Annotated in this window: 17 protein-coding genes; 11 read left to right on the forward strand and 6 right to left on the reverse strand. The window is 72.9% G+C overall.

The genetic code is table 11. The annotated features are described in order from the left end of the window. Positions 1-178: 178 nt before the first annotated feature. The 7 genes from Psi01_RS44000 to Psi01_RS01555 all read left to right on the forward strand — a co-directional run bounded on the left by Psi01_RS44000 (position 179) and on the right by Psi01_RS01555 (position 7,058). Positions 179-1,786, forward strand: a complete 1,608-nt coding sequence (locus tag Psi01_RS44000) for a CDP-alcohol phosphatidyltransferase family protein (RefSeq protein ID WP_204062080.1) — start codon at positions 179-181, stop codon at positions 1,784-1,786. Next, complete coding sequence (locus Psi01_RS44005) at positions 1,786-2,436, forward strand: DUF5941 domain-containing protein (RefSeq protein WP_204062081.1); 651 nt, start codon at positions 1,786-1,788, stop codon at positions 2,434-2,436. Before Psi01_RS44000 ends, Psi01_RS44005 begins: the two co-directional genes overlap by 1 nt. Before the next feature lie 103 nt (positions 2,437-2,539). After that, the gene (locus tag Psi01_RS01535) at positions 2,540-3,274 is read left to right on the forward strand and encodes a phosphocholine cytidylyltransferase family protein (protein WP_204062082.1); all 735 of its coding nucleotides are present in this window, start codon (positions 2,540-2,542) and stop codon (positions 3,272-3,274) included. Positions 3,275-3,279: 5 nt separating this feature from the next. Then, the gene (locus Psi01_RS01540) at positions 3,280-4,320 is read left to right on the forward strand and encodes an iron-containing alcohol dehydrogenase family protein (RefSeq protein ID WP_204062140.1); all 1,041 of its coding nucleotides are present in this window, start codon (positions 3,280-3,282) and stop codon (positions 4,318-4,320) included. Then, on the forward strand, positions 4,298-5,065 hold the full coding sequence (locus Psi01_RS01545; RefSeq protein ID WP_204062083.1) for a CDP-alcohol phosphatidyltransferase family protein: 768 nt from the start codon (positions 4,298-4,300) through the stop codon (positions 5,063-5,065). Before Psi01_RS01540 ends, Psi01_RS01545 begins: the two co-directional genes overlap by 23 nt. Positions 5,066-5,270: 205 nt before the next feature. Further along, positions 5,271-6,152 carry a glycosyltransferase family 2 protein gene (locus tag Psi01_RS01550; protein ID WP_204062141.1) on the forward strand — a complete coding sequence of 294 codons (882 nt, stop codon included), beginning with the start codon at positions 5,271-5,273 and terminating at the stop codon, positions 6,150-6,152. Between the two features lie 30 nt (positions 6,153-6,182). Continuing rightward, positions 6,183-7,058, forward strand: coding sequence for a sugar kinase (locus Psi01_RS01555; RefSeq protein ID WP_204062084.1), 876 nt, complete (start codon positions 6,183-6,185; stop codon positions 7,056-7,058). A gap of 52 nt (positions 7,059-7,110) precedes the next feature. Here Psi01_RS01555 and Psi01_RS01560 read toward each other — a convergent pair whose 3' ends face one another. From Psi01_RS01560 to Psi01_RS01570, 3 genes are all read right to left on the reverse strand, one after another. Further along, complete coding sequence (locus tag Psi01_RS01560) at positions 7,111-7,842, reverse strand: acetoacetate decarboxylase family protein (RefSeq protein WP_204062085.1); 732 nt, start codon at positions 7,840-7,842, stop codon at positions 7,111-7,113. After that, a complete protein-coding gene (locus Psi01_RS01565) occupies positions 7,827-8,957 on the reverse strand; it encodes a glycosyltransferase family 4 protein (RefSeq protein WP_204062086.1) in 1,131 nt (376 codons plus the stop codon). Before Psi01_RS01565 ends, Psi01_RS01560 begins: the two co-directional genes overlap by 16 nt. Positions 8,958-9,105: 148 nt before the next feature. Next, entirely contained in the window at positions 9,106-10,707 is a 1,602-nt protein-coding gene (locus Psi01_RS01570) for an alpha/beta hydrolase (RefSeq protein ID WP_204062087.1), read from the reverse strand. A gap of 337 nt (positions 10,708-11,044) precedes the next feature. Between Psi01_RS01570 and Psi01_RS01575 the strand changes: the two genes are divergently transcribed. Together Psi01_RS01575 and Psi01_RS01580 are read left to right on the forward strand one after the other, a co-directional pair. Then, positions 11,045-12,325, forward strand: a complete 1,281-nt coding sequence (locus Psi01_RS01575; protein ID WP_204062088.1) for a sensor histidine kinase — start codon at positions 11,045-11,047, stop codon at positions 12,323-12,325. After that, positions 12,322-12,984 carry a response regulator gene (locus Psi01_RS01580; RefSeq protein WP_204062089.1) on the forward strand — a complete coding sequence of 221 codons (663 nt, stop codon included), beginning with the start codon at positions 12,322-12,324 and terminating at the stop codon, positions 12,982-12,984. Before Psi01_RS01575 ends, Psi01_RS01580 begins: the two co-directional genes overlap by 4 nt. Before the next feature lie 18 nt (positions 12,985-13,002). Here the strand turns inward: Psi01_RS01580 and Psi01_RS01585 are convergent, their stop codons facing one another. The 3 genes from Psi01_RS01585 to Psi01_RS01595 form a co-directional block, all read right to left on the reverse strand. Continuing rightward, complete coding sequence (locus Psi01_RS01585; protein ID WP_204062090.1) at positions 13,003-14,634, reverse strand: acyltransferase family protein; 1,632 nt, start codon at positions 14,632-14,634, stop codon at positions 13,003-13,005. Positions 14,635-14,856: 222 nt separating this feature from the next. Beyond that, a complete protein-coding gene (locus Psi01_RS01590) occupies positions 14,857-16,446 on the reverse strand; it encodes an LCP family protein (RefSeq protein ID WP_204062091.1) in 1,590 nt (529 codons plus the stop codon). Positions 16,447-16,618: 172 nt separating this feature from the next. Further along, positions 16,619-18,115: a glycosyltransferase family protein gene (locus Psi01_RS01595; RefSeq protein WP_239126932.1), complete on the reverse strand. Its 1,497-nt coding sequence runs from the start codon at positions 18,113-18,115 to the stop codon at positions 16,619-16,621. Between the two features lie 224 nt (positions 18,116-18,339). On the opposite strand from Psi01_RS01595, the gene Psi01_RS01600 reads away from it, so the two are divergent. Both Psi01_RS01600 and Psi01_RS01605 read left to right on the forward strand, forming a co-directional pair. Further along, positions 18,340-20,550 carry a hypothetical protein gene (locus Psi01_RS01600; RefSeq protein WP_204062092.1) on the forward strand — a complete coding sequence of 737 codons (2,211 nt, stop codon included), beginning with the start codon at positions 18,340-18,342 and terminating at the stop codon, positions 20,548-20,550. Between the two features lie 91 nt (positions 20,551-20,641). Further along, positions 20,642-21,580: a permease-like cell division protein FtsX gene (locus Psi01_RS01605; RefSeq protein ID WP_204062093.1), complete on the forward strand. Its 939-nt coding sequence runs from the start codon at positions 20,642-20,644 to the stop codon at positions 21,578-21,580. The last annotated feature ends 25 nt before the right edge of the window (positions 21,581-21,605 follow it).

Genomic DNA, 21,605 nt, shown 5'->3' on the forward strand with positions numbered 1-21,605 from the left:
TACAGCGCACTCACGCGGTACCGCATGACACGACGCGCTCACGCGGTACCGCACGACACGACGCGCTCACGCGACGCCGCACGGCCGCGCTCCCGTGATATCGCGTCAGGATCTCGCTACGCTGGGTGCGCACTCCCCGATTCGCGCGGCGATTCCGCCGGATGCGAAGGAGACACGCTTGCATGACACCACGTCTTCCTTATCCGTCCCTCCCGAGTCCGACACCCCTCGGACGGCCGTCGTCGTGCTCGCCACCACCGCCGCGGCGAAGCTGCGCTGCGCCGACGGCACCCTGCTCGACCGGCTGACCGGCCAGCTCGCCGCCTTCCCGATCCGGGACGTGCACGTGGTGGCGCGCTCCGGTGACTTCGTCCGCTCCGCCGACGGGTCCTACATGATCGGGTCGGACGGCTCGCGGGGGGTCTCCGACGACCTGCGCAGGATCGCCCGGCTGGCCAGGACGGCCAGCGGACCGGTCGCGGTGCTGGTGGGCGACCTGGTGGCCCACGACGGGGCGCTCGCGGCGCTCCTGGCCCATCCGTCGCGCGGCACCGGCGCCGTGGTGGCCGCCGACGGCGACGACTCCGGCCCGCTGCGCCCGCCGGTCCGCGTCGAGGACGACCGGGTGGTCGCCGCGGGCAGCTCCTTCCACCAGGTCACCGGGGCCAACGGCACCTTCAGGGGCGTGCTCCAGATCGGCGAGACGGACCTGGGCAGCCTCGCGCGGATCGCCGACAGGCTGGCCGAGCTGGCCGACGCGAGCGACCTCGGTGCGACCGACGGCGCAGAGGCCGGGGACCTGCTCCTGGTCGGGCTGGTGCGCGCGGGCGTGGCCGTCCGCGCGGCGGGGCTGGGGCGGTTGCACTGCGACAGGGTGGCCGGGCAGGTCGCCGCGGACGTGGCCCTGCAGCGGGTGGCCGAGATCGACGAGACCCGCGCCCGGCTGGACGAGGCGATCAAGTCCGACGACGGCTTCTTCACCACCTACTTCGTCAGCTCCTGGTCCCGCCACCTGGTCGCGCTGGCGGCCTGGCTGCGGCTGACCCCGAACGCGGTCACCGGGATCTCCGCCGGGCTGGCCCTGCTGGCGGCGGTCTGGTTCTCCGCGGGCACCCGCGCCGCGCTGGTGGCCGGGGCGATCCTGCTCTACCTGTCCTTCGTCTTCGACTGCGTGGACGGTCAGCTCGCCCGCTACACGCGCACCTTCTCTCCGCTCGGCTCGTGGCTGGACGCCACCTCCGACCGGGTCAAGGAGTACACCGTCTACGCGGGTCTCGCCTTCGGCTACGTCGCCGCCGCGGGCCCCGCCGTGACCACCGAGATCTGGGCCCTGGCCGTGGCCGCGATGATCCTCCAGGCGCTCCGCCACATGATCGACTTCTCCTACGCCGACGCCCGCGCCGACGTGAACCGGGCGCGCGCCGCCCGGACGGCGGATGCCGTCCCGCTGACCGCTCCGGGCGACACGCGCGGCCCGCTGGTCCCGGCCCAGGCGCAGTCCGCCGAGCAGGAGCATCTCCCGCCGCCCGCGCCGTCCGCACCGCCCGCGCCGGACGTCCCCGGCCGCACCGGTGTCGTCGTACGGCTCTCGCGCCGGCTGGAGCAGGACGCCTTCACCCGCTGGATCAAGAAGATCGTCATCCTGCCCATCGGGGAGCGGATGGCGCTGATCGCGGTGACCGCGGCGTTCTTCGACGCGAGGGTGACGTTCGTCGCCCTCCTGGGCTGGGGCGGCCTGGCCGCCCTCTACACGCTGGTCGGCAGGATGGGCAGGTCGTTCGGGTGATGGCGGAGTTCTCCGGGACGCCCAAGCTGTCGGTGCGCATGACGCCGGTGCCGCGCGGCGCCGTGGTGGCCTACCGCGACGACGGCGTGGCCTCCCGCGCGATGGGCGCGCTGGTGGCCGGGCAACTGCCGCCGCTGCCGCCGGTGCTCGTCGGCACCTTCGTGACCGCCGTGCTGCTGAGCGTCGGGGTGGCCGGGACCGACGACGGGCTGGCGGTGTTCGCCCCGGCCGTGGCGCTGTTGCTGGCCGGGCCCGGCAGCTCCCACCCGCACGACGGGCGGCTCGACTGGATGATCCCGCCGATCCTGCGCCTGACCGAGTACGGCTTCGCCGCGATGGCGGGCTTCGCGCACGGGGTTCCGCCCTGGTTGATCTTCCTGTTGCTGGGCGCGCTGGTCTTCCACCACTACGACGTCGTCTACCGGGTGCGCCAGCACGTTTACCCGCCGGCCTGGCTGGCCACGGCCGGTCTCGGCTGGGACGGGCGGATGTTCGTGCTCGCGCTGGGCGGCCTCAGCGGGCAGATGACGCTGGTCTTCGCCCTTCTCGCGCTCTATCTGTGGGCCCTGTTCGGCTGGGAGAGCCTCACCTGCTGGCTGGCCACCCCGCGCTCCGGAGTGGACTCCGCCGAACTCGGAGCACACGATTGAGAACACCCGGCAAACCCCGGATTACACGATCAGGGTCCAAAGGCAACTAACCTTTGGGGCCAGGAGTGCCCGCCGAGGGGCTCATTCGAACGAGGAGTGCACGTTGCTGGGAATGGTGCTGGCCGCCGGGGCCGGACGACGCCTGCGGCCGTACACCGACACGCTGCCCAAGGCGCTCGTGCCGGTCGACGGTGACACCACGATCATGGACATCTCGCTGCGGAACCTCGCGGCGGCCGACCTCCGTGACGTCGTGGTCATCGTCGGCTACCAGGCGCAGGCCGTACACGAGCGCAAGGCCGAGCTGGAGCGGCGGCACGGTGTGAAGCTCACCCTCGTGCACAACGACAAGGCCGAGGAGTGGAACAACGCCTACTCCCTGTGGTGCGCGCGCGACTACTTCGACCAGGGCGTGCTGCTGGTCAACGGCGACACCGTGCACCCGGTCTCGGTCGAGCACACGCTCCTGTCGGCGCCGGCCACCAGCGACATCCTGCTCGCGGTCGACGACGTCAAGAAGCTCGCCGACGAGGAGATGAAGGTCACCCTCGACGGCGACGGCCACCTGCAGCGGATCACCAAGCTGATGGACCCCGCCACCGCCGCGGGTGAGTACATCGGCGCGACCCTGATCCGCCCGGGCATCGGCGGGCGTCTGGCCGACGCGCTCCAGGCCACCTTCGAGCGCGACCCGCAGCTGTACTACGAGGACGGCTACCAGGAGCTGGTCGACCGCGGCGAGAAGATCGCGATCGCCCCGATCGGCGACGTCTCCTGGGTCGAGGTCGACAACCACGACGACCTCGCCAAGGCGCGGGAGATCGCGTGCCGATACTAGCCAGGATGCTGCCCGCCCCGCTGACCATGGAGGTACGGCGGGGCGCCATCGCGCAGCTGGGCTCACTGCTGGCCGACAGCCGGGTGGCGACCTCCGGCCGGGTGGCGGTGGCGGTGGGCGCGGGCCAGGGAGACCGGATCGCCTCGGTGATCGCGCCCTCCCTGGGGGAGGCCCAGGTCTTCCGGGTGCCGGACGGCTCGGTCGACGCGGCCGTGACGCTCGGCGCCGACCTGCGCAAGGGCGCCTACGAGGCGCTCGTCGGCATCGGCGGCGGCAAGACGATCGACGCGACCAAGTACGCCGCCTCGCTCGCCGGGATCCCGATGGTGGCGGTGGCCACCAACCTGTCGCACGACGGGATCTGCTCGCCGGTGGCGTCGCTGACCCACGAGAGCGGCAAGGGCTCCTTCGGCGTGCCCATGCCGCTGGCCATCGTGGTCGACCTCGACTTCGTGCACGACGCGCCGCCGTCGCTGGTCCGCTCCGGGGTCGGCGACGTGGTGAGCAACCTGTCGGCGATCGAGGACTGGCAGCTGGGCAACACCGAGCGCGGCGAGCCGATCGACGGCCTGGCCTGCTCGATGGCCCGCACCGCGGCCGAGGCGGTGGTCGGCAGGCGCGACTCGATCGAGTCCGACGCCTTCCTGACCGTGCTGGCCGAGGCGCTGATCCTGTCCGGGATGTCGATGGTCATCGCCGGGTCATCCCGTCCCTCCAGCGGCGGAGATCATGAGATCCTTCATGCCGTGGACCAGCTTTTCCCCGGCACCTCCAACCACGGCGAGCTCGCCGGGATCGGTGCCGCCTTCTGCTTCTTCCTCCGCGAGGACCAGCGGAGACTGACCCAGGTCGCCGACTGCCTGCGTCAGCACGAGCTGCCGGTCACCCCCGTGGACATCGGGCTGACCGCCGAGCAGTTCACCCAGGCCGTCATGCTGGCGCCCTCGACCCGTCCGGGGCGTTACACGATCCTGGAGCACCTGCGCCTGTCGGAGTCGGAGATCAGGGATCGGGTGGAGGACTATGTCCGGGCCGTCGGTCGCTGAGCTGCGCGCGGTCGCCCAGCCGCCCTCGACCATGGAGCGCGGCAGCGGAGAGCACTGGGCCGGCGTGCTCTACATGCGCAAACTGTCGATCTACGTCACCTGGTTCCTCGCCAAGACGCCGATCACGCCCAACCAGGCCACCTGGCTGATGATCCTGTGCGGCCTGGCGGCGGGCGGCGTCATGGCGCTGCCGGGCCTGTGGGCGGCGGTGGGCGCGGCCCTGCTGGTCCAGCTCTACCTGCTGCTCGACTGCTCCGACGGCGAGCTGGCCCGGTGGACGAGGCGGACCTCCATCACCGGCGTCTACCTCGACCGGGTCGGCCACTACTTCGCCGAGGCGGCCCTGCTGATCGGGCTGGGCTTCCGGGCCTCGGCGGCCCTGCCCGACTGGTACACCGTGGCGGGCTTCGCCGCGGCGCTCGGCGCGATCCTGATCAAGGCCGAGACCGACCTGGTCGACGTGGCGCGGGCCCGTTCCGGGCTGGTGGCGGCGACCGAGTCCTCGGCCGAGCAGTTCCGCTCGCGGGGGCTGGGCCTGGCCAGGAAGGCCGCGGCGGCGCTGCGCTTCCACCGGATCGTCCAGGCGGTGGAGCTGTCGCTCCTGGTGGTGGCGGCCGCGGTCTGGGACGCCGTCAGCGGCGGGCTGACCGCGACCCGGGTACTGATGGTGGCCTGCGTGGTGGTCGCCGTGCTCCAGATGGTCCTGCACCTCGTCAGCATCCTGGCGTCCCGGCGGCTCTCATGAGGAACCGGAGGGCGTCCCGGTGCGTCGTAGGTGCGAACATCCCTCGCAGTTCACTGTTCGGTGGGTGTTCGTTGACGGTTCCGATACGCTTGTCCTCTGGTAAATCAGAGACCCGCACCTCCGCCAGCATTCCCCGATCCAGCAGACTCGGTGATCATGAAAGTATGTTCCGCACGTGCTCTCGACGCGTCAAGGCGATGACCCGTTGAAGATCTCGTGCGTCATCCTCACCATGGGCAACCGGGTCCCCGAGCTGGGCCGGGCTGTCGAGTCCGCCCTGAACCAGGACGACGGCGACGTCGAGGTGGTCATCGTCGGCAACGGCGCGGACGTCCCGGAGCTGTCGGTCACCGTGCCTCCCGGCTCCTCGGCCACGATCAAGACGGTGCGCCTGGCGCACAACGCCGGCATCCCGGCCGGCCGCAACCGCGGCGTCGAGGAGTGCTCCGGTGACGTGGTGCTCTTCCTCGACGACGACGGCTGGTACGGGGCGATGGACGTCGTCTCCCACCTGCGTGAGCGCTTCTCCACCGAGCACGACCTCGCGGTGGTCTCCTTCCGGGTGATGGACCCCGACGGCGGCGTCGGCCAGCGCCGCCACGTCCCCCGCCTGCGGGCGGGCGACCCCGAGCGCTCCTCCCCGGTCACCACCTTCCTCGGCGGCGCCTGCGCGATCAGGCGCTCCGCCTTCCTCCAGGTCGGCGGCCTGCCCGAGCGGTTCTTCTACGCCCACGAGGAGACCGACCTGGCCTGGCGGCTGCTCGGTGAGGGCTACCGCATCGAATACGACGCCCAGACCGTCATGTACCACCCGCAGGTCCCCCCGACCCGCCATGCCGACTTCTACCGCCTCAACGCGCGCAACCGCGTGTGGCTGGCGCGTCGTAACCTGCCATGGTCCCTGGCGGTCCTCTATCTTCTCAACTGGGTGGTCCTCACTCTGCTGCGCGAGCGCTCCCTGCCGGCCCTGCGGGCCTGGTTCAAGGGCTTCCGCGAGGGACTGCGCGAACCCGCGGGGGAGCGCCGGCCCATGGGCTGGAAGACGGCCTGGCGCATGCTCCGGCTGGGGCGGCCGCCCATCGTCTGATCGGTACGGCTGGCGCGAAAGGGTCTCGGCGTGGACGTCTACACCCTCGGCGAGGCTTTCGGCGTCGTCACCAGCGGCCGGATCCGCCACGAGCACGAGGCGCGACTCGATGTGACCGGGGCCGAGATCCCCGTGGCCGTCGGGCTGGCCAGGCTCGGGCACACGGTGAGCTGGCTGGGCAAGGTGGGCGACGACGAGCTGGGCTGCCGGATCCTGTCGGCGCTGCGCGGCGAGGGCGTGGACGTCTCCGACGCCCGGGTGGAGGAGGGCTCCCCGACCGGGATGATCCTGAAGGAGTCGCGCACCGGGCAGGCGACCAGGCTCACCTACTATCCGACGGCCGTACGGCTGGCGCAGGGCAACGTCCCCGTGGACCGGATCACCCAGGCCTCCATCCTGCACGTCAGCGGCGTCACCGCCGCGCTGAACGCGCGTGACGCCATGAACGCCGCGGTGCGGACCGCGCGGATCGCCGGGGTGACCGTCTCGGTGTCCGTCGACTACGACGAGCGGCTCTGGCCCGACCTGCGGGAGGCCGAGGAGGTCCTCAACGTGCTGGCCTGCGCCGCCGACGTCCTGTTCGTCCGGCAGAACGAGCTCGACCTGGTCAAGCCCGCCCTCACCGGCGACCGGGAGGTCATCGTGAACCGGGGCATCCGGGGGGCGAGCGTGCGGGTGAACGGCGTGCGGCACGACGCGCCCGGTCTGAACGCGCCCATGGTCGACTCCGGCGGTTCCGGACCGGCCTTCGTGGCCGGCTATCTCAGCGCGTTGCTGGAGCAGCTGCACCCGGCCGACCGCCTGCGGCGCGGCGCGCTGGTGGCCGCCTTCGCGGCCTCGGGGCCGAGCGACTGGCAGTCGCTGCCCACCAGAGAGGAACTGCCCCTGCTGGAGGTCGACCGCTAGCGACCCTCGGGTCTCCCGGTCACGGCTCCCTCCCGGCCCCGGGTTTCCCCGATCACAGCTCCTTGGCCTCGCCGAAGGACATCGAGGTGCGCGAGGCCGTGGCGGTCACCAGGGCGCGCTTGGGCAGGCCGAGCTCGCTGAGCTCCTTGGCGACGGGGTGGTTGCCCAGGCGGATCAGCGCCCCGCCGGGGCGGGCCCGCACCCGGTGCGGGGAGAGCGACCAGGGGATGCGGCGGGTGACGCCCTCCAGGTGGCTGTAGGCGTCGAGGCGGGCCGTCCTGCCGAGGACGGGGACGCCGGGCTTGATCAGCAGGTCCAGCACCAGGCGGCCGTCCTTGCGCACGATGCAGCGCTTGTACGGCGAGCTCAGGCGCAGGTCGATGCCTGCCATCTCCTTGGGGAAGCCCCAGATCGTCCGGCCGGCCTCCAGGGTGAAGCCCTGGTCGACCGGGAGCCAGTGGACGAAGGTACCCGCGCCGGCCGTACGCAGCTCGGAGAATCCCGCGAGCAGGCCCCTGCGCGGCGCGGGACCCGCCTCGGGCGGCCGGACCAGGAAGGTGACCCCGAACTCGTGGTAGGCGCCCAGGTCGCCGTCGGTGTAGTCGACGAACGCCAGCGCGCAGACGGCCCGGCCGGGCAGGACCTCGGCGACGTCCAGCCCCGAGTAGGCGATTACCGCCCGGGCCGCGTCGGCCCGCACCAGATAGGAGGCGGTGCAGACCGTGGCCTGCCGGACCCGCACCGGGATGGTCACGTCGCGGCCTTGGATCAGATGGCGTGCCATGGTTCAAGTAGACCAACCCCGCGGCCCGTCGTCACGGTTTTGCCGGCCCATTCCTCCAGCAGGGCGACGAACTCCCCCGCCTGCTCCGGCCAGTCGTAACGCCGCGACGCCTCGGCGTGCCCTCGCGCCCCCATCGCCGCGGCGGCCCCGGGATCCTCGCGCAGCCCCAGCACCGCCCCCACCGCCGCGTCCACGTCGCCGAAGGGCACGACGAGGCCGCACTCCGTCCCGCCTACGAGGGCGGCCGCGGCCGGGAGCGGGGTGGTGACCACCGGCACGCCCCTGGCCATGTACTCGACGACCTTGGCGGGCATCGCCTGCCGGTGGGCGGGGGTGTCGTGCAGGAGCGACAGGCCGGCCAGGGCGCCCTCGGCCATCCGGAGCGCGTGCCGGTTGGGGACGTACCCGTACCAGTCCAGCACGCCCTCCCGCTGCGCGTCCCGCAGCAGCGGCCGCACCTCCTCGTCGGCGGCGCCGACGAGGTCCAGCCTGATCCCGTGCGGCAGCAGCCGCCGCGCCAGCTCGACCAGCTCCGCCGCGCCCCTGGCACGGGAGACGCGGCCCACGTAGATCACCCGGTTGCGGCCGGGGGCGGCGGGAAGGCGGCGGGGCACGTAGGTGGTGTTGGGCACCACGGGGTGGGGCAGGGCGAACCGCTCCCGGTGGGCCTCCTCGGCCAGGATCAGGTGCAGGCGGCGCTCGGCGCGGGCCTCGGCCCGGCGGACCAGCGCGGGCAGCGTCCGCCGCAGGACGGGCGGCAGCCCGGGATCGGCGGCGATCACGGCGGCGGTGTCCTCGTGCACGTCCCAGACGGTGGCCGGGCGGCGCCGGGGCAGCCGGGACAGCAGCTCGACGTCGTGGACGACCAGCAGGTCGGCGCCCTGGACCCCGCGCTTCAGCGCCCCGCGGGCGGCGTTGAGCGCGCGCCGCCGGTGGCGTCCCGTCGCCCGCGGCACGTCGACGGCCCGGATCCCCGGATCCGGGGTGACGTTGCAGTCGGTGAAGGGGGCGACGTAGGTGATGTCGTGCCCGGCCTCCAGGAGCGCCCGGATCTGCCGGTGCATGATCCGGGCATCTTCCGGGTGATGAACGATCGTCCCGACACATACCCGCATGCGTGAACCTGCCTTCCGGAAGGGGTGCGGTTCAGCAGCGATGCTAGGTGTGAGCTGGCACGACGGGCGGAAGCGGAAGTGTCGCCCATATGAACGACTCCAGTCCTTTGAGGGGCATTCCACCCGCCGGACCCGCGGGCGGGCACGGTCACCGCGTGGATCGGCCGCCCGAGGACGGCCCGCCGGGGCAGGAGACGTCGCCGGCGGGCAGGACGCCCTCGGCCAGATAGCGGTTCACGAACCTGTCGACGCAGGCGTCGCGGGGGGAGAACAGCCCGCCGTACACGGTGTGGCGGAAGGCGCCCCGCAGGGTGACCATGCGGGAACCGGTCAGGGCCCGGTGCGCGGCCAGCTGCCCCCGGTGGACGGCGCCCGGGTCGCCGGTGGCGCCCACCATCAGGAGCGGGACGTCGTTGCGGACCTCGGTGGGCGGCTCGGCGGGGGAGACCGGCCAGAACGAGCAGGGGGTGAGGTTGCGGGTCAGCGGGCCGAACAGCGGCTCGTCGGCGCGGTGGGCCCGGATGTCGCGGTAGTAGGCCCGCGGGTCGCGGGAGGCCGCCCGGTCCGCGCACATGATCGCCGTCTGGACCGCGGTGGTCCCGTCGTCCGGGGCGGACAGGCCGCTCAGGACCGCCTCCAGGGTCGGGGTGGGGGTGACCGCACGCCCGCGTGCGGCATCGCGCAGGACCCGGACGTCGGCGGCGAAACCGGCGTAGGCCTGCGGGCTGTCCCCGGCGGTGATGTGGAACAGCGCCATGGGCAGCAGGCGGCTGTCGACCCGGTGACGGCCGACTCGCAGCGGGGCGCGGCCGGCCGCCCGGTTGATCCGGTTCACGGTGGCCAGCACCTCGGCCGTGGTGGAGCCCAGGCCGTGGCGGTCGTGGCGTGCGGCCGTCCAGGCCGCCCAGTCCTTCAGGAGCGCGTTCAGGGCCGGGCCCTGCGTCCGCGTCAGGTCGGGGCCGTAGCGGGCGGGGTCCAGGACGCTGTCGAGGACGACCCGGTCGACGTGGCGGGGGAACAGCTGGAGATAGACCGCGCCCAGGTAGGTGCCGTACGACGAGCCGAGATAGGAGATCCGCTGCTCGCCGAGGGCGGCCCGGACCACGTCCATGTCCCGGGCGGTGTTGCGGGTGGAGATGTGCGGCAGCACGTCCCGGTGCGCCGCGCAGCGCGAGGCCAGGTCCCTGGCCACCGCCGCGCTCCGCTCGAAGGTGCGCCGGTCCGGCCCGGCGGAGCCGACGGCGCCGGTGGGCCACCGGCAGTCCAGCGGGGTGCTGCGGCCGACGAACCGGGGGTCCATCCCGACCAGGTCGTAGCGGGCCGCGACAGCGGGCGCGGCCTGCTTGACCTGGAGCACGAGGGACATCGCGGGGACGCCCGGACCGCCGGGGTTGTACAGCAGCGTCCCTCGGCGCCGTCCGGGGTCGGCCGCCTTCAGCCGGGACAGGACCACCGTGACGGTCCGCCCGTCCGGACGGGCGTAGTCCAGCGGCACGGTCACCTCGGCGCACTGGGCCTTCGCCTCGTCCAGCTCCTTGCCGGCGGCGTCGTCGGGACCGGTCCGGCAGCGGTGCCAGGTGATCTTCTGCTCCCGGAACCGCTCCAGCCCCCCGCCCCCGGCCGCCGCCCCGGTGACCGCCGGCACGCCGTCCCCGCGGGCCGTCCCTGCGGAGGCGGGCGCGCCGATCACCGTCGCACCCGTCAGGGCCGCCACCGCGAGCCCGGCCGCGGCCACTGTCCGTCCACGCATCGAATCTCCTTCTCGTACTGTCCGGAACGCGACCGGATCACGGGCCGCGCGACGACCCGTACGAAGCTAGGCGGCACGGCCGGCCCGGCGCGTCAGCCTCCGGTCGGGTTCGCCGGGCCCGCGCGCGTCCCCGGGCCTGCGCGGTGTGCCGCCGGCTATCACGCCTCTGATCAGCGCTTTCTCTTCGGAAGGGCGTGCCGCAGGAGGGGGAGACCTACGACTCCAGGGGGATGCGGCCCGGTTCCGCGCGGATCCGCGGCCCGCCCGGAACGCCGGGAGCCGACTATCTTGACGCCATGGTCCGAGCACACCGCCTCCCGCTCGTACGCGGCGGCGCATGAGGTACGCCGCCTTCGCCTCCGCGCAGACGACGCGGCGGGTACGGAGCCTGCTGCGGGAGGGCGCCCGGCTGCCGCCCGTGGTGTTCGACGCGCTGCTGGCCGTTGTGATCTTCTTTCTGGGCGTCGGCCTCAACGGCGCGGTCTACCAGGGTCCACCGGGACCCCTGATCCTGCACACGGCGCTGGCGGCGCCGCTGGCGTGGCGGCGCCGGGCGCCCCTGACGGTGTTCTGCGCGGTGGCCGGCGCGGCCTTCGCCCAGTGGCTGGCCGACATCCAGCTGCTGACCGACGCGGCGCTGCTGGTCGCCCTGTACACGGTGGCCGCGCACTCCACCTGGCGCCGCGCACTCGCCGCGGCGGCCGTCGTCGAGACCGGCATCCTGCTGGCCGCGGCGCGCTGGGCGGCCCCCCATGGCGGGTTCCTCACCAGCGTCGTCTTCCTGACGGCCGTGGCCGCGGCCGTCGCCGTCATCGGTGTGAACACCCGGATCAGGCGCGCCTACCTCGCCTCCCTGGAGGACCGCGCGGTCCGCCTGGAGCGCGAACGCGACCAGCGGGCCCGGCTCGCGGTCGCCGACGAACGGGCCCGCATCGCCCGCGAGATGCACGACATCGTCACCCACAACCTGTCCGTCATGGTCGCGCTCGCCGACGGGGCGGTCTTCGCGCAGCAGCGCTCGCCCGACAGGGCCAGCGCCGCCATGCGCCAGATCTCCGGCACCGGGCGGCAGGCCCTCACCGACATGCGGCGCTCTCTGGGCGTCCTGCGGGCCGACGAGCCGGACGCGCTGCGCCACCCGATGCCCGGCATCGCACAGCTGGAGTCCCTCGCCGGACAGATGCGCGCGGCCGGGCTGGCGACCCGCCTCGACCTGGAGGGCGACCCCGCCCCCGTTCCCGCCGCCGCCCAGCTGACCGTCTACCGCCTGGTGCAGGAGGCCCTGACCAACAGCCTCAAGCACGCGCCGCCCGGCACCCGCGCCGAGGTCCGGGTCCGCTGCGCTCCCGGCGCGGTCACCGTCGAGGTCACCGACGACGGCCGTACGGCGCGAGCCGCCGATCCGCCGCCCGGACGCGGCCTCTCCGGCCTGCGGGAGCACATCTCCGGGCGCGGCGTCTCCGGCGAGGGGGAGCGGCCCCCGGGGCACGGCATCGCCGGCATGCGCGAACGCGCCGCGGCGTACGGCGGGACCCTGGAGGCGGGGCCCCTGCCGGGACGCGGCTGGCGGGTCTCGGCCACCCTCGGCCTCGGCGCCGTCGCGGACGGTGCCGCGTGACGATCCGCATCCTGCTCGCCGACGACGAGCCCCTGCTCCGCATGGCGTTCACCATGGTCATCGAGGCCCAGCCGGACATGGAGGCGGTCGGCGAGGCCGGCGACGGGGCCGAGGCCGTACGGCTCGCCCGGCGGCTGCGCCCCGACGTCGTCCTGATGGACGTGCGCATGCCCGGAACCGACGGGATCGAGGCGACCGGCCGGATCGTCCGGGACTGCCGGCGGACCCGTGTCCTGATCCTCACCACCTTCGACCTCGACGAGTACGCCTTCGCCGGGCTGCGCGCCGGGGCCTCCGGCTTCCTGCTCAAGAACGCCCTGCCCGAGGAGCTGCTGGCGGCGATCCGGAACGTCGCCGCCGGCGACGCCGTGGTCTCCCCGCGGGTCACCCGCCGCCTGCTGGAGACCTTCGCCCACCAGCTCCCCACCGGAGCCGCCCCGGCCGGTGACGGGCGGCTGGAGCGGCTCACGGCCCGCGAGCGGGAGGTGCTCGTCGAGGTGGCCCGCGGCCTGTCCAACGCCGAGATCGCCGCCGAGCTGCATCTCGCGGAGGCCACCGTGAAGACGCATCTGGGCCGGATCCTGCTGAAGCTGGGCCTGCGCGACCGGGTGCAGGCCGTGGTCTTCGCCTACGAGAACCGGCTCATCCGCCCGGCGTGAGGGGCGGCGGGACGCGCCCTACCGGAAGGAGCGCGGCCCTTCTCCGAACGGGGGGACGGCCGCGGACGCCTGGGTCGAGGACGTCTGAGCGGGGGACGCCTGGATCGAGGATGTCTGGGTCGAGGACGTCTGCGCGGAGGATTCGGAGGGGCGCCGGTAGAGCCAGACCAGGCGGGGTTCCAGCAGCCATTTGAAGAGCGTGCGGGTCTCCGGCAGGCACAGCACTATGGCCAGCGCCACCGAGCTCGACATGATGGCCATCACGCCCAGCGGCCCGTGCAGCCAGGAGAAGCTCAGCCAGCCCTGGTCCTTGGCGATGAGCACCACGACGCCGTGGAGCAGGTAGGCGTAGAGCGTGCGGGTGCCCAGGTCGGAGAACCAGGTCTCGCGGCGGGGCACCAGGGCCAGCAGCGCGAACGTCAGGATCAGGGCCGCCACCAGGATGGCCCCGCGCACGCCGAGCCCGATCCACCAGTCGGCGCCCATCTTCTTGAAGCTGTAGCGGAAGTAGACCGGCTTGAGGCTGACGTGCGGGGCGATGAAGATCGCCACGGCCGCGGCGCCCGCCACCACGACGCCCGAGGTGATCCGTACCCAGAGCGGCTTGAGCAGGTCGAAGTGCTCGGGCTTGAGCATCATGCCCAGCACGTAGAACGGGAGCAGGCCGAAGAAGCGGTCGAGGCTGAAGTCGCCGGAGATCTCCGAGAACCCGGCCATCATGTAGATGACCACCGCGACCAGCAGCGGTTGCCGCATCCGGGTCCATATGGGCGAGGAGATCCGCCACAGCACCAGGGCCAGCAGATACCAGTTCAGCCAGGCCGGGTCGATGATCGTGAGCGTCCACTTCTGGCCCAGCCCGTAGCGGAGCAGCGCGTAGCCGATCTCCACGATCACGTACGGCACCAGCATGGTGTCGACGAGCTTGTTGATCTTCGCGTTGGAGTTCCAGAAGTTCCGGCCCAGATAGCCGCTGATCAGCACGAACGCCGGCATGTGGAAGGTGTAGATGAACAGGTACGCGGACTTGGCCGAGTGCGTGTCCAGCGTGGGCACCAGCGAGTGCCCGGCCACCACCAGGGCGATCAGGACGAACTTCACGTTGTCGAGGTACGGCTCGCGCTTCTTCGTGACGGGGGGAGCCGGGGGCTCCTCCTCGGGAAGACGGCCGTCACCGGAGGGCTGCTCCGGCCCGTGCGACGCGGTCCGGGGAGCGGCCGCCGCCTGCCACTCCTGGTTGCTCTCCCAGTAGGAGAAGGGCCTGTCGCCGGACGGCGCCGGTCCGGGTGCGGGCTGCGGGGCCGGGAGCCTGCCGAGATCCAGCGGACCGGACGGCTGGGGCTCCTGGTAGGGCGGGTATCCCCACGCGGTGACCTCGCCCGGGGCCTCCTCCTCGCGCCGTCTGCGGCCGCGCCCGGAGACCGTCGGCCCGGAGCCGGGCAGCTCCGGCCACGAGGGCTGGGGCCCGGAGGAGTGAGCGGGCTCGGGCGGGTCCGGCCACGAAGGATGGGATCCGGGCTGCACCGGCTCGGGCATCGGCCACGGGGCGGGCTTCCGGCCCTGCCGGTCGGCGGACCAGCCGGAGACGCCGCCGGGGGCGTCGTCGCCGTTGGATGCCGGAACCGGGAAGGGGGATCGGGTGTCGCTCACGAGGGGAATGCTCAGCTATCTGTCGGAGACGGGACAGGCGTCGGACACACTGGCGAAGATCCCCGGGGCGCGGCCGTGTGGGACTCGCCTCACCGACCTGCCCACCCTAAACCGCTTACGCACCACCTGTCGCACAGGCCGAGATGTTTGAACGGGTTAGCGGGAAATTGTGACTCTTCGATTCCACGGGACGCCCGGAGCGGCCCGCGGCGCCGGAACCCGTCACTGGCAGGGGTTGGTCGTGTGGTCGATGACCTTGTCCTTGAGCGAGGTGGGGATGCTGGGCACCCGCACGCCCTTCCAGTCGGCGCCGATGACCAGCTGGACGACCGGGCCGGTGAGGGTCGAGGCCGTCGCGGGCGCGGCGGGGTAGGGGGTGATGTCGCTGGGCTTCGTCTTGCCCGCGGCCGGGGTGAGCCGCTCGCCGGAGAGCCGGGCGGTCAGGGTGTCGGCGTGGACGGTCCCGTCGGTGGCGTCCTTCTTGGCGTAGCGCACGCTCGTGGCGGGCACGGGGCCGCCGCCGGCCGCGGAGGCGTTGCCGACGTGGGTCACCACGAAGCCCTGGGCGGCCAGCTTGCCGGCGACCTCCGTGGCCAGGCCGGGCTTGCCGGTGCCGTTGATGACCTGGACCCGGACCTGCTCGTTCTTCACGGTCGGCCGCGCCGGGGCGCTGGCGCTGGCCTTGGGGGCGGGGGTCACCTCGACGTCGGTGCGGATCGCCTCGAACAGCTCGTTGGCCTCGGGCTGCTTCCACTCGACCTGCGCGGGCTTGGGCTCGTACGGCTTCCAGGGCACGGTGACCGACGTCATGCTCTTCTCGGTCAGCGACCCGGCGCTGCGGGCGATCTCCAGGATCCGCCCGGTGTCGAGGTTGCGGTCCATCGTCACCGAGGCGGTGGCCGCCTTCAGGAAGTCGTTCAGCTTGCCGAGGTCGGTCAGCAGGGAGGAGCTGGTGGCCTGCTTCATCACCTGGGTCATGAAGACCTGCTGCCGCTTGATCCGGTCGGTGTCGCTGCCGTCGCCGAGCGCGTAGCGGGCGCGCACGTAGGCCAGGGCGGTCTCGCCCTTGACGATCTGCTTGCCCTTCTTCAGGTCGAGCTTGGCCTTCTTGTCGTAGACGTCCTTGGGCAGGCAGATCTCGACGCCGCCGAGGGCGTCGACGATGCCCTTGAACCCGGCGAAGTCGACCTTGACGAAGTGGTTGATGTGGATCTGGGTCAGCGTCTCGATCGTCTTCCACGTACAGGCGATGCCGCCGTCGTTGAAGGTCGAGTTGATCTGCTTGAGGCCGGCCGGGATGATCGCCCCGGTCTTGGGGTTCTTGCACTCGGGGGCCTGGACCATCGAGTCACGCGGGAAGCTGACCAGGGTGACCTTGTCGCGGTTCGGCGAGACGTGCAGCAGGATGATCGTGTCGGTCCGCTCGCCCTGCCCCTGCATGTGCTGGCCGTACCTCTTGTTGGCGTCGCCCTCGCGGCTGTCGGATCCGACCAGGAGCACGTTGAGCGCGCCGGTCTCGGGCGGGCGGTTGGCGCCGAGGTCCTTCTCGACGTCCTGGCGCTTGATGTTGCCTTCGATGTCCCGGTAGAACTTGTAGCCCGCCAGCGTGCCGACCACCAGGACGCCGGTCATCACGATGCTGACCCATCCGCCCGCGCTGATCGCGCTCTTGCGCTTGCCGCCGCGGGGCCGCCTGACACTCGGCTGTGTCGCCGGAGGCTCGTCGTCGCCCGCACGCCGCAGGGCCCTGCGTCCCGGATCGGTCGGTTCGACCCGGCGGTCCTTCACGGCGACATGCCGGTGGTCGCTCATGCGATCTCCTCGCTTGGCGGCAACACGCTGCGCTGGTTCAGCTGGCTCATTGCGCCCAAAGAGTAGGTCACGTGGCGAGTGCGGGGAGCCGTGATGAACGGAATTTGGTCATGACCGCCCCCTGCTGCCGTCGTGATAATCCGGTCGCCCAGCATACTCAAATTCGGACATTTCATGGAATGTTCTTGAAAGAAGCCCTCCGGATCGCGAGGGCCAGGGCCAGGCACGCGACGGGCACCGCGGGCAGGACGTACCGGTAGTCGAACTGCGCCACCGCCGGCGGCATCACGAGCAGCGCCACCGCCGTCGCCCACGGCATCACCCACGCCGCGGGGCCCGCCGTACCCTCTGCGCCGTCCCCGCCGGCTCGCCACCGTCGCACGCCCTCTCCGGCCCGTCGCTCCCGCCGAGCCCGTCGCCCGCCCCACCGCCGTACGCCCGCCAGCACCGGCGGGGCCATCAGGATCACCAGCAGCACGGTGCCGGGCAATCTGATCATGTCCTGGTAGATACGTAGCAGACCGGCGTACGGTTCGACGATCACCGTGGCGATCGGCCCCTGCTCGTAGCGGTGGGCGAACTCCGCCCCCACCGTGGCCGGATAGCGCCCGGGCGGAGGCGGCGGCTGCGCGGGGAAGCGGTAGTAGCCGTAGATCTCCGCGTCCGGATAGACCGGGCGGTCCCAGCGGAAGGTCCGGGCCAGCTCCGACAGGACCGAGCCCGCGTAGTCGAGCGGCTGGCTCCAGATGGCCAGCGACGCGAAGCGCCCGGCCAGCGTGTCGCTCTCCTCGGTGAAGGTGATGCCGGGCAGCTTGACCAGGGGGGAGTCGGCGCTCCAGATGTACTCCTGGGCGGGCGGGCGCTGCTCCGGCGGCCGGGGGTCGCACAGCACGGCCACGTCCGCCGGGGGATTCATCACCGCGCAGTCGGCGAACGTCATCGTCTTGGAGTAGAGGAAGACCCCGTTCGCGCCCACGATGCCGGTCCGCTCGTAGGTCGCGTAGAACCACGCACCGTACCCGAGGACCGGCAGCATGGCCGCAGCCAGCATCACCCCCGCCGCCAGGACCCGCCCGCGCGCCCGGTAGAGCAGCCAGACCGCGAAGAGCACGATCAGGGGCAGGCCGACGGTCCTGGTGAGCGTCGCCGCCGCCAGCAGCAGCCCGATCCCCGCCGCCGCGGCCACGGCCGCCCGCGACCGGCCTTCGAGGCGCGGGGACACCGCGAGGCAGACGGCCCCCAGGACCAGCGCGGTGAACAGGACGTCGGAGACCAGCAGGTGCTCCAGCTGGATCTGGTAGGCGTCCAGCAGCACGGGGACCGGCGCCGCGGTCGCGGCCCAGCCGGGCGCGCCCAGCCGCCGGGCGGTCAGATAGACCAGCACGCCCGCCAGGAGGCCCAGCAGGTGCTGGACCAGGGCGACGGCGGCGAAGCTGTGGAGGGGTTCGAGCAGCCGCAGGAGCATGGAATACCCGGCCGGACGGACGAGGTCGGGCCGGGGCTTCAACGCGGTGACGACGTAGGTGTAGGAGTCGGGGAACCAGATGGCCGGCCGGTAGCCCAGCATCGCGACCAGCCGCAGGAACGCCCCGACGCCCAGCACCGCCAGGAACCACCGATGCTCCCGCCCCGGCATCGCCGGGAACCACCGGCGCTCCCGCCCCGGCATCGCCGGGAACCACCGGCGCTCCCGGACCCGCCACCGCCGTTCCCGCCCGCCCAACCCCGCCCCTTTCGCACGTTGCGCGTACGCTATCGGCTCCGGCCGCCCCCGCGGACCTTCCCGGTCGCCTGCGACCCCGACTCCACCGCCGCCCGGGGGCCGTCACCGCATGGGGCCTTCGCCTCCCCGGGGCCATCGCGGCGGCGGGTGCCGCTACCCTCGGTGGGGTCATGACAACCGGCCGGCTGGATCGTGTGCGGGGGCTCTCGGCGGGCCGGGTGCTCGCCGTGGCGTCGGCCGTTCCCGCGCTCGCGCTGGCGGGCTGGCTGCTGGCCGGGCTGCCGCTGCTCATGCTCGGCTGGTTCCGGCCGCAGGTCGTCGTCCCGCTGGGGCTGGCCGCCGCGGTCCTCCTGTGCCGGTACGGCCTGCGCCGCCTGCCCGAGCCCGCCCCGGCGACCGGGTGGCAGACGGCAGGGGTGTCCGCGATCGCCCTGGGCTCGGGGATCTTCAACGCCGTCCTGCACAGCGAACAACTGATCGTCCGCCGCGACCCCGCGACCTACGCGCAGTACGCCGCCTGGCTGGCCACCCGTGGCTCCCTGCCGATCCCGTACGGCGAAGCGGCCTTCGGCGGTCAGGACCCGGCGCTGAGCTTCGGCAGCGTGGGCTTCTACGACCACGGCGGCGCGGTCGTGCCGCAGTTCATGCCGGGACCCCCGATGGTCCACGCGATCGGCCACTGGCTGGGCGGGCTGCCGGGGCTGCTGCTGACCCCGCCGGTCCTGGGCGCCCTCGCGGTCCTCGTGTTCGCCGGAGCCGCCGCCCGCCTGGCCGGGCCCCGCCGGGCGCCCCTGGCCGCCCTGGCGTTCGCGGTCGGCATGCCGATCCTGTACACCTCCCGGGCCGCCTTCAGCGAGATCCCGTCCCTCATCATGATCTTCGGCGGGATGTCCCTGCTGCTGGACGCCCGCACCCGCCTGCGCGCGGCCCAGGGCGCCACGGCCACGGCGGCTCTGGCCGGGCTGGTCTTCGGACTGGCCGTCCTGGTCAGGATCGACGGCCTGCGGGACGTGCTGCCCGTGCTGGTGTACGCCGGACTGCTGATCGCCCTGCGCCGGATCGAGCGCCGGGACGAGGGGTTCCCGGAGGGGGCCGGGCTTCGCGGGGACGGGCGGCTCGGGGTGCCGTTGCTGGCCGGGTTGCTGACGGGCGCCGGGCTCGGCCTGCTCGCCGCCGTCGTGCTCGCCGCGCCGTACCTCGACTATCTCTCCGGGTCCCTGCTCCCCCTGCTGGCCGTCTGCGCTGCCGTCCTGCTCCTCACCGTGGCCGCCGCCGCTCTCGCCCCCCGGCTCGCGGGCCCGCTCGGGCGCCTGGCCCGGGTCCGGTGGCTGCCGGGCCTGGCGGCGGGCGCGGTCGTTCTCGTCATGGGGCTGTTCGCGGCCCGGCCGTGGCTGCAGACCGTGACCCGTCACGCGACCACCCCCGAGGACCTGCTGACCTCCGACTTCATCGGGAAGACCCAGGCGGCGAACGGGCTGCCGGTGGACGGCTCGCGGCTCTACTACGAGGACGCGCTGCACTGGGTGGCCTGGTACATCGGGCCCCCGGCCGTGGTGCTGGCCACCCTCGCGGGAGCCGTACTGGTCCGCAGACTGGTCAGGGGCGCCGCCTCCGAATGGCTGCTCCCGCTCATGATCATCGGCTGGACGACGGTCACCACGCTCTACCGCCCGGCCATCACCCCCGACCACCCCTTCGCCGCCCGGCGGCTGGTCCCGGTGATCATCCCCGGCCTGGTCCTGCTCGCGGTCTGGGGACTGCGCTGGATCGAGGAGAAGGCCCGGGAGAGGGAAGCCGAGAACGACCGCGACATCGCCCGAACCGGAATCGCCGGGCGGAGGGATCGCGAGGCCGCCCGGAACGGGACCACCGGGCGCGGGGACCGGTTCATCGCACCCCTGGCCCGTCTGGCCGCCTCCCGGACCGGGCCGGCCGTCCTCGGCGTGGTGCTCCTGGTCGTCCCACCGGCCGTGACCTCCATCGGGACCGCCTTCACCCCGGTGGGTCGGGGAGAGCGGGCGGCGGTCGAGGCCATGTGCGCGGCCCTGCCGGAGAACGCCTCCGTGCTGCTCGTGGAGCGGGTCACCGCCGACCGCTTCACCCAGCTCGTCCGGGGCGTGTGCGGCCTCCCCGCCGCCGGGGTCGAGGTCTCCCACGGCGAGGACACACCCGCCCCCGGCGACGTCACCCGCCTGATCGGCCGCATCCGGGAGACGGGCCGCGTCCCCGTCCTGCTCGCCGCCGAGCCCGCCCAGCTCACGCCGTACGGCACGCCCGTCCAGACGATGGCCCTGCGCACCCGCCAGGACGAACGCTCCCTGGTCGAGGCACCCGACGGCACCTGGTCCCTTTCGATCAACGTATGGACGACCACGGGATAGGCCGCCCGGGCGGTTGTGCGGTCCGAGCCGATCCCTGCATGACGGATATCTCGGGATGGCCGTCGTCTGGGAGATTTGGCATAGTCGCTCCATGTCCTTCCCTGATCATCAGGAACCCGGTCCGGGGTATGAGGAGCTCTCCTTCGGTGACGGTGACCCGGATCGGGAGTCGCGGCTCCAGGTGTGGTTGAGGACGCACACGAGGCTGCTGACCGCGTGTGCCGTGGTGCTGGTGCTGATCGGCGCGTCCGTGGTGGGCGGGCGTCATCTCTATGAGCGCTCCCGGGAGCCGTTGCCTCCGCCCGAGGCGCGGGACTCCGGGCAGGTGCGCGTCGTGGTCCACCTGTGCGGTCAGCGGGTGGAGGCGTGGAGCTGCCTGCGCAGGGGGGAGGTCACGGACGCCGACGGTCAGGCGATCGCGGCGCGCATGCGGGCGATGCCCGAGCTGGCGGACGTCGCCTTCGTGAGCAAGGAGGAGGACAGCCGCAGGTCGCTGGCCTACTACGCGGCCATCGGCGAGCCGGAGCGGGCGGACGAGCTGTTCTTCCACGCCAGCGTCGAGGCCGTGCTCCGCCGCGGTGAGGACTTCAAGGGGGTGGCGGACCGGCTGAAGGAGATCCCCGGGGTCGTCGCCGTGTTCCGGGAGCTCCCGGACGCCTGGGAGGGGAAGGCCGATCTCGCCGTCGCCCTGTGCGCGGAGGGGGAACGGCCGGCGCGGGGATGCCAGGAGGGCCGGACGGTCAGGAGCGGGGCCCCGGCCACCGAGGCGGAGAAGGAGGCGATCCTCGACCGGCTCTGGGACCTGCCCGGCGTCGAGACGGTCTACCTGCAGAAGCGGGAGGACTTCATGCGGCTGAAGCGGCAGTACGAGCCGCAGGACCCGGCCGAGCACACCACCCCGCGGGTGGACCGCACCCGCGCGACCTTCTACGTGAAGCTCGCCGACCCCGCCGGCCGCGCCACGGTCGCCGGGGCGGTGAAGGACCTGCCCGGGGTCGGGGGCGTGTACCCCGTCGGGTACTCCTGGTGATGCGGGCGGGCGATTTGGGATAGTC

It is taken from the genome of Paraplanobispora siamensis (genome assembly GCF_016863175.1).
GTDB lineage: Bacteria > Actinomycetota > Actinomycetes > Streptosporangiales > Streptosporangiaceae > Planobispora > Planobispora siamensis.

Excerpts from the sequence above, each read along its gene's own strand:
- Psi01_RS44005 (WP_204062081.1), top strand. The coding sequence starts at position 1,786 with ATGGCGGAGTTCTCCGGGACGCCCAAGCTGTCGGTGCGCATGACGCCG.
- Psi01_RS01540 (WP_204062140.1), top strand. The coding sequence starts at position 3,280 with ATGCTGCCCGCCCCGCTGACCATGGAGGTACGGCGGGGCGCCATCGCG.
- Psi01_RS01545 (WP_204062083.1), top strand. The coding sequence starts at position 4,298 with ATGTCCGGGCCGTCGGTCGCTGAGCTGCGCGCGGTCGCCCAGCCGCCC.
- Psi01_RS01560 (WP_204062085.1), bottom strand. The coding sequence starts at position 7,842 with ATGGCACGCCATCTGATCCAAGGCCGCGACGTGACCATCCCGGTGCGG.
- Psi01_RS01565 (WP_204062086.1), bottom strand. The coding sequence starts at position 8,957 with ATGCGGGTATGTGTCGGGACGATCGTTCATCACCCGGAAGATGCCCGG.
- Psi01_RS01570 (WP_204062087.1), bottom strand. The coding sequence starts at position 10,707 with ATGCGTGGACGGACAGTGGCCGCGGCCGGGCTCGCGGTGGCGGCCCTG.
- Psi01_RS01575 (WP_204062088.1), top strand. The coding sequence starts at position 11,045 with ATGAGGTACGCCGCCTTCGCCTCCGCGCAGACGACGCGGCGGGTACGG.
- Psi01_RS01590 (WP_204062091.1), bottom strand. The coding sequence starts at position 16,446 with ATGAGCGACCACCGGCATGTCGCCGTGAAGGACCGCCGGGTCGAACCG.
- Psi01_RS01595 (WP_239126932.1), bottom strand. The coding sequence starts at position 18,115 with ATGCCGGGGCGGGAGCGCCGGTGGTTCCCGGCGATGCCGGGGCGGGAG.
- Psi01_RS01600 (WP_204062092.1), top strand. The coding sequence starts at position 18,340 with ATGACAACCGGCCGGCTGGATCGTGTGCGGGGGCTCTCGGCGGGCCGG.
- Psi01_RS01605 (WP_204062093.1), top strand. The coding sequence starts at position 20,642 with ATGTCCTTCCCTGATCATCAGGAACCCGGTCCGGGGTATGAGGAGCTC.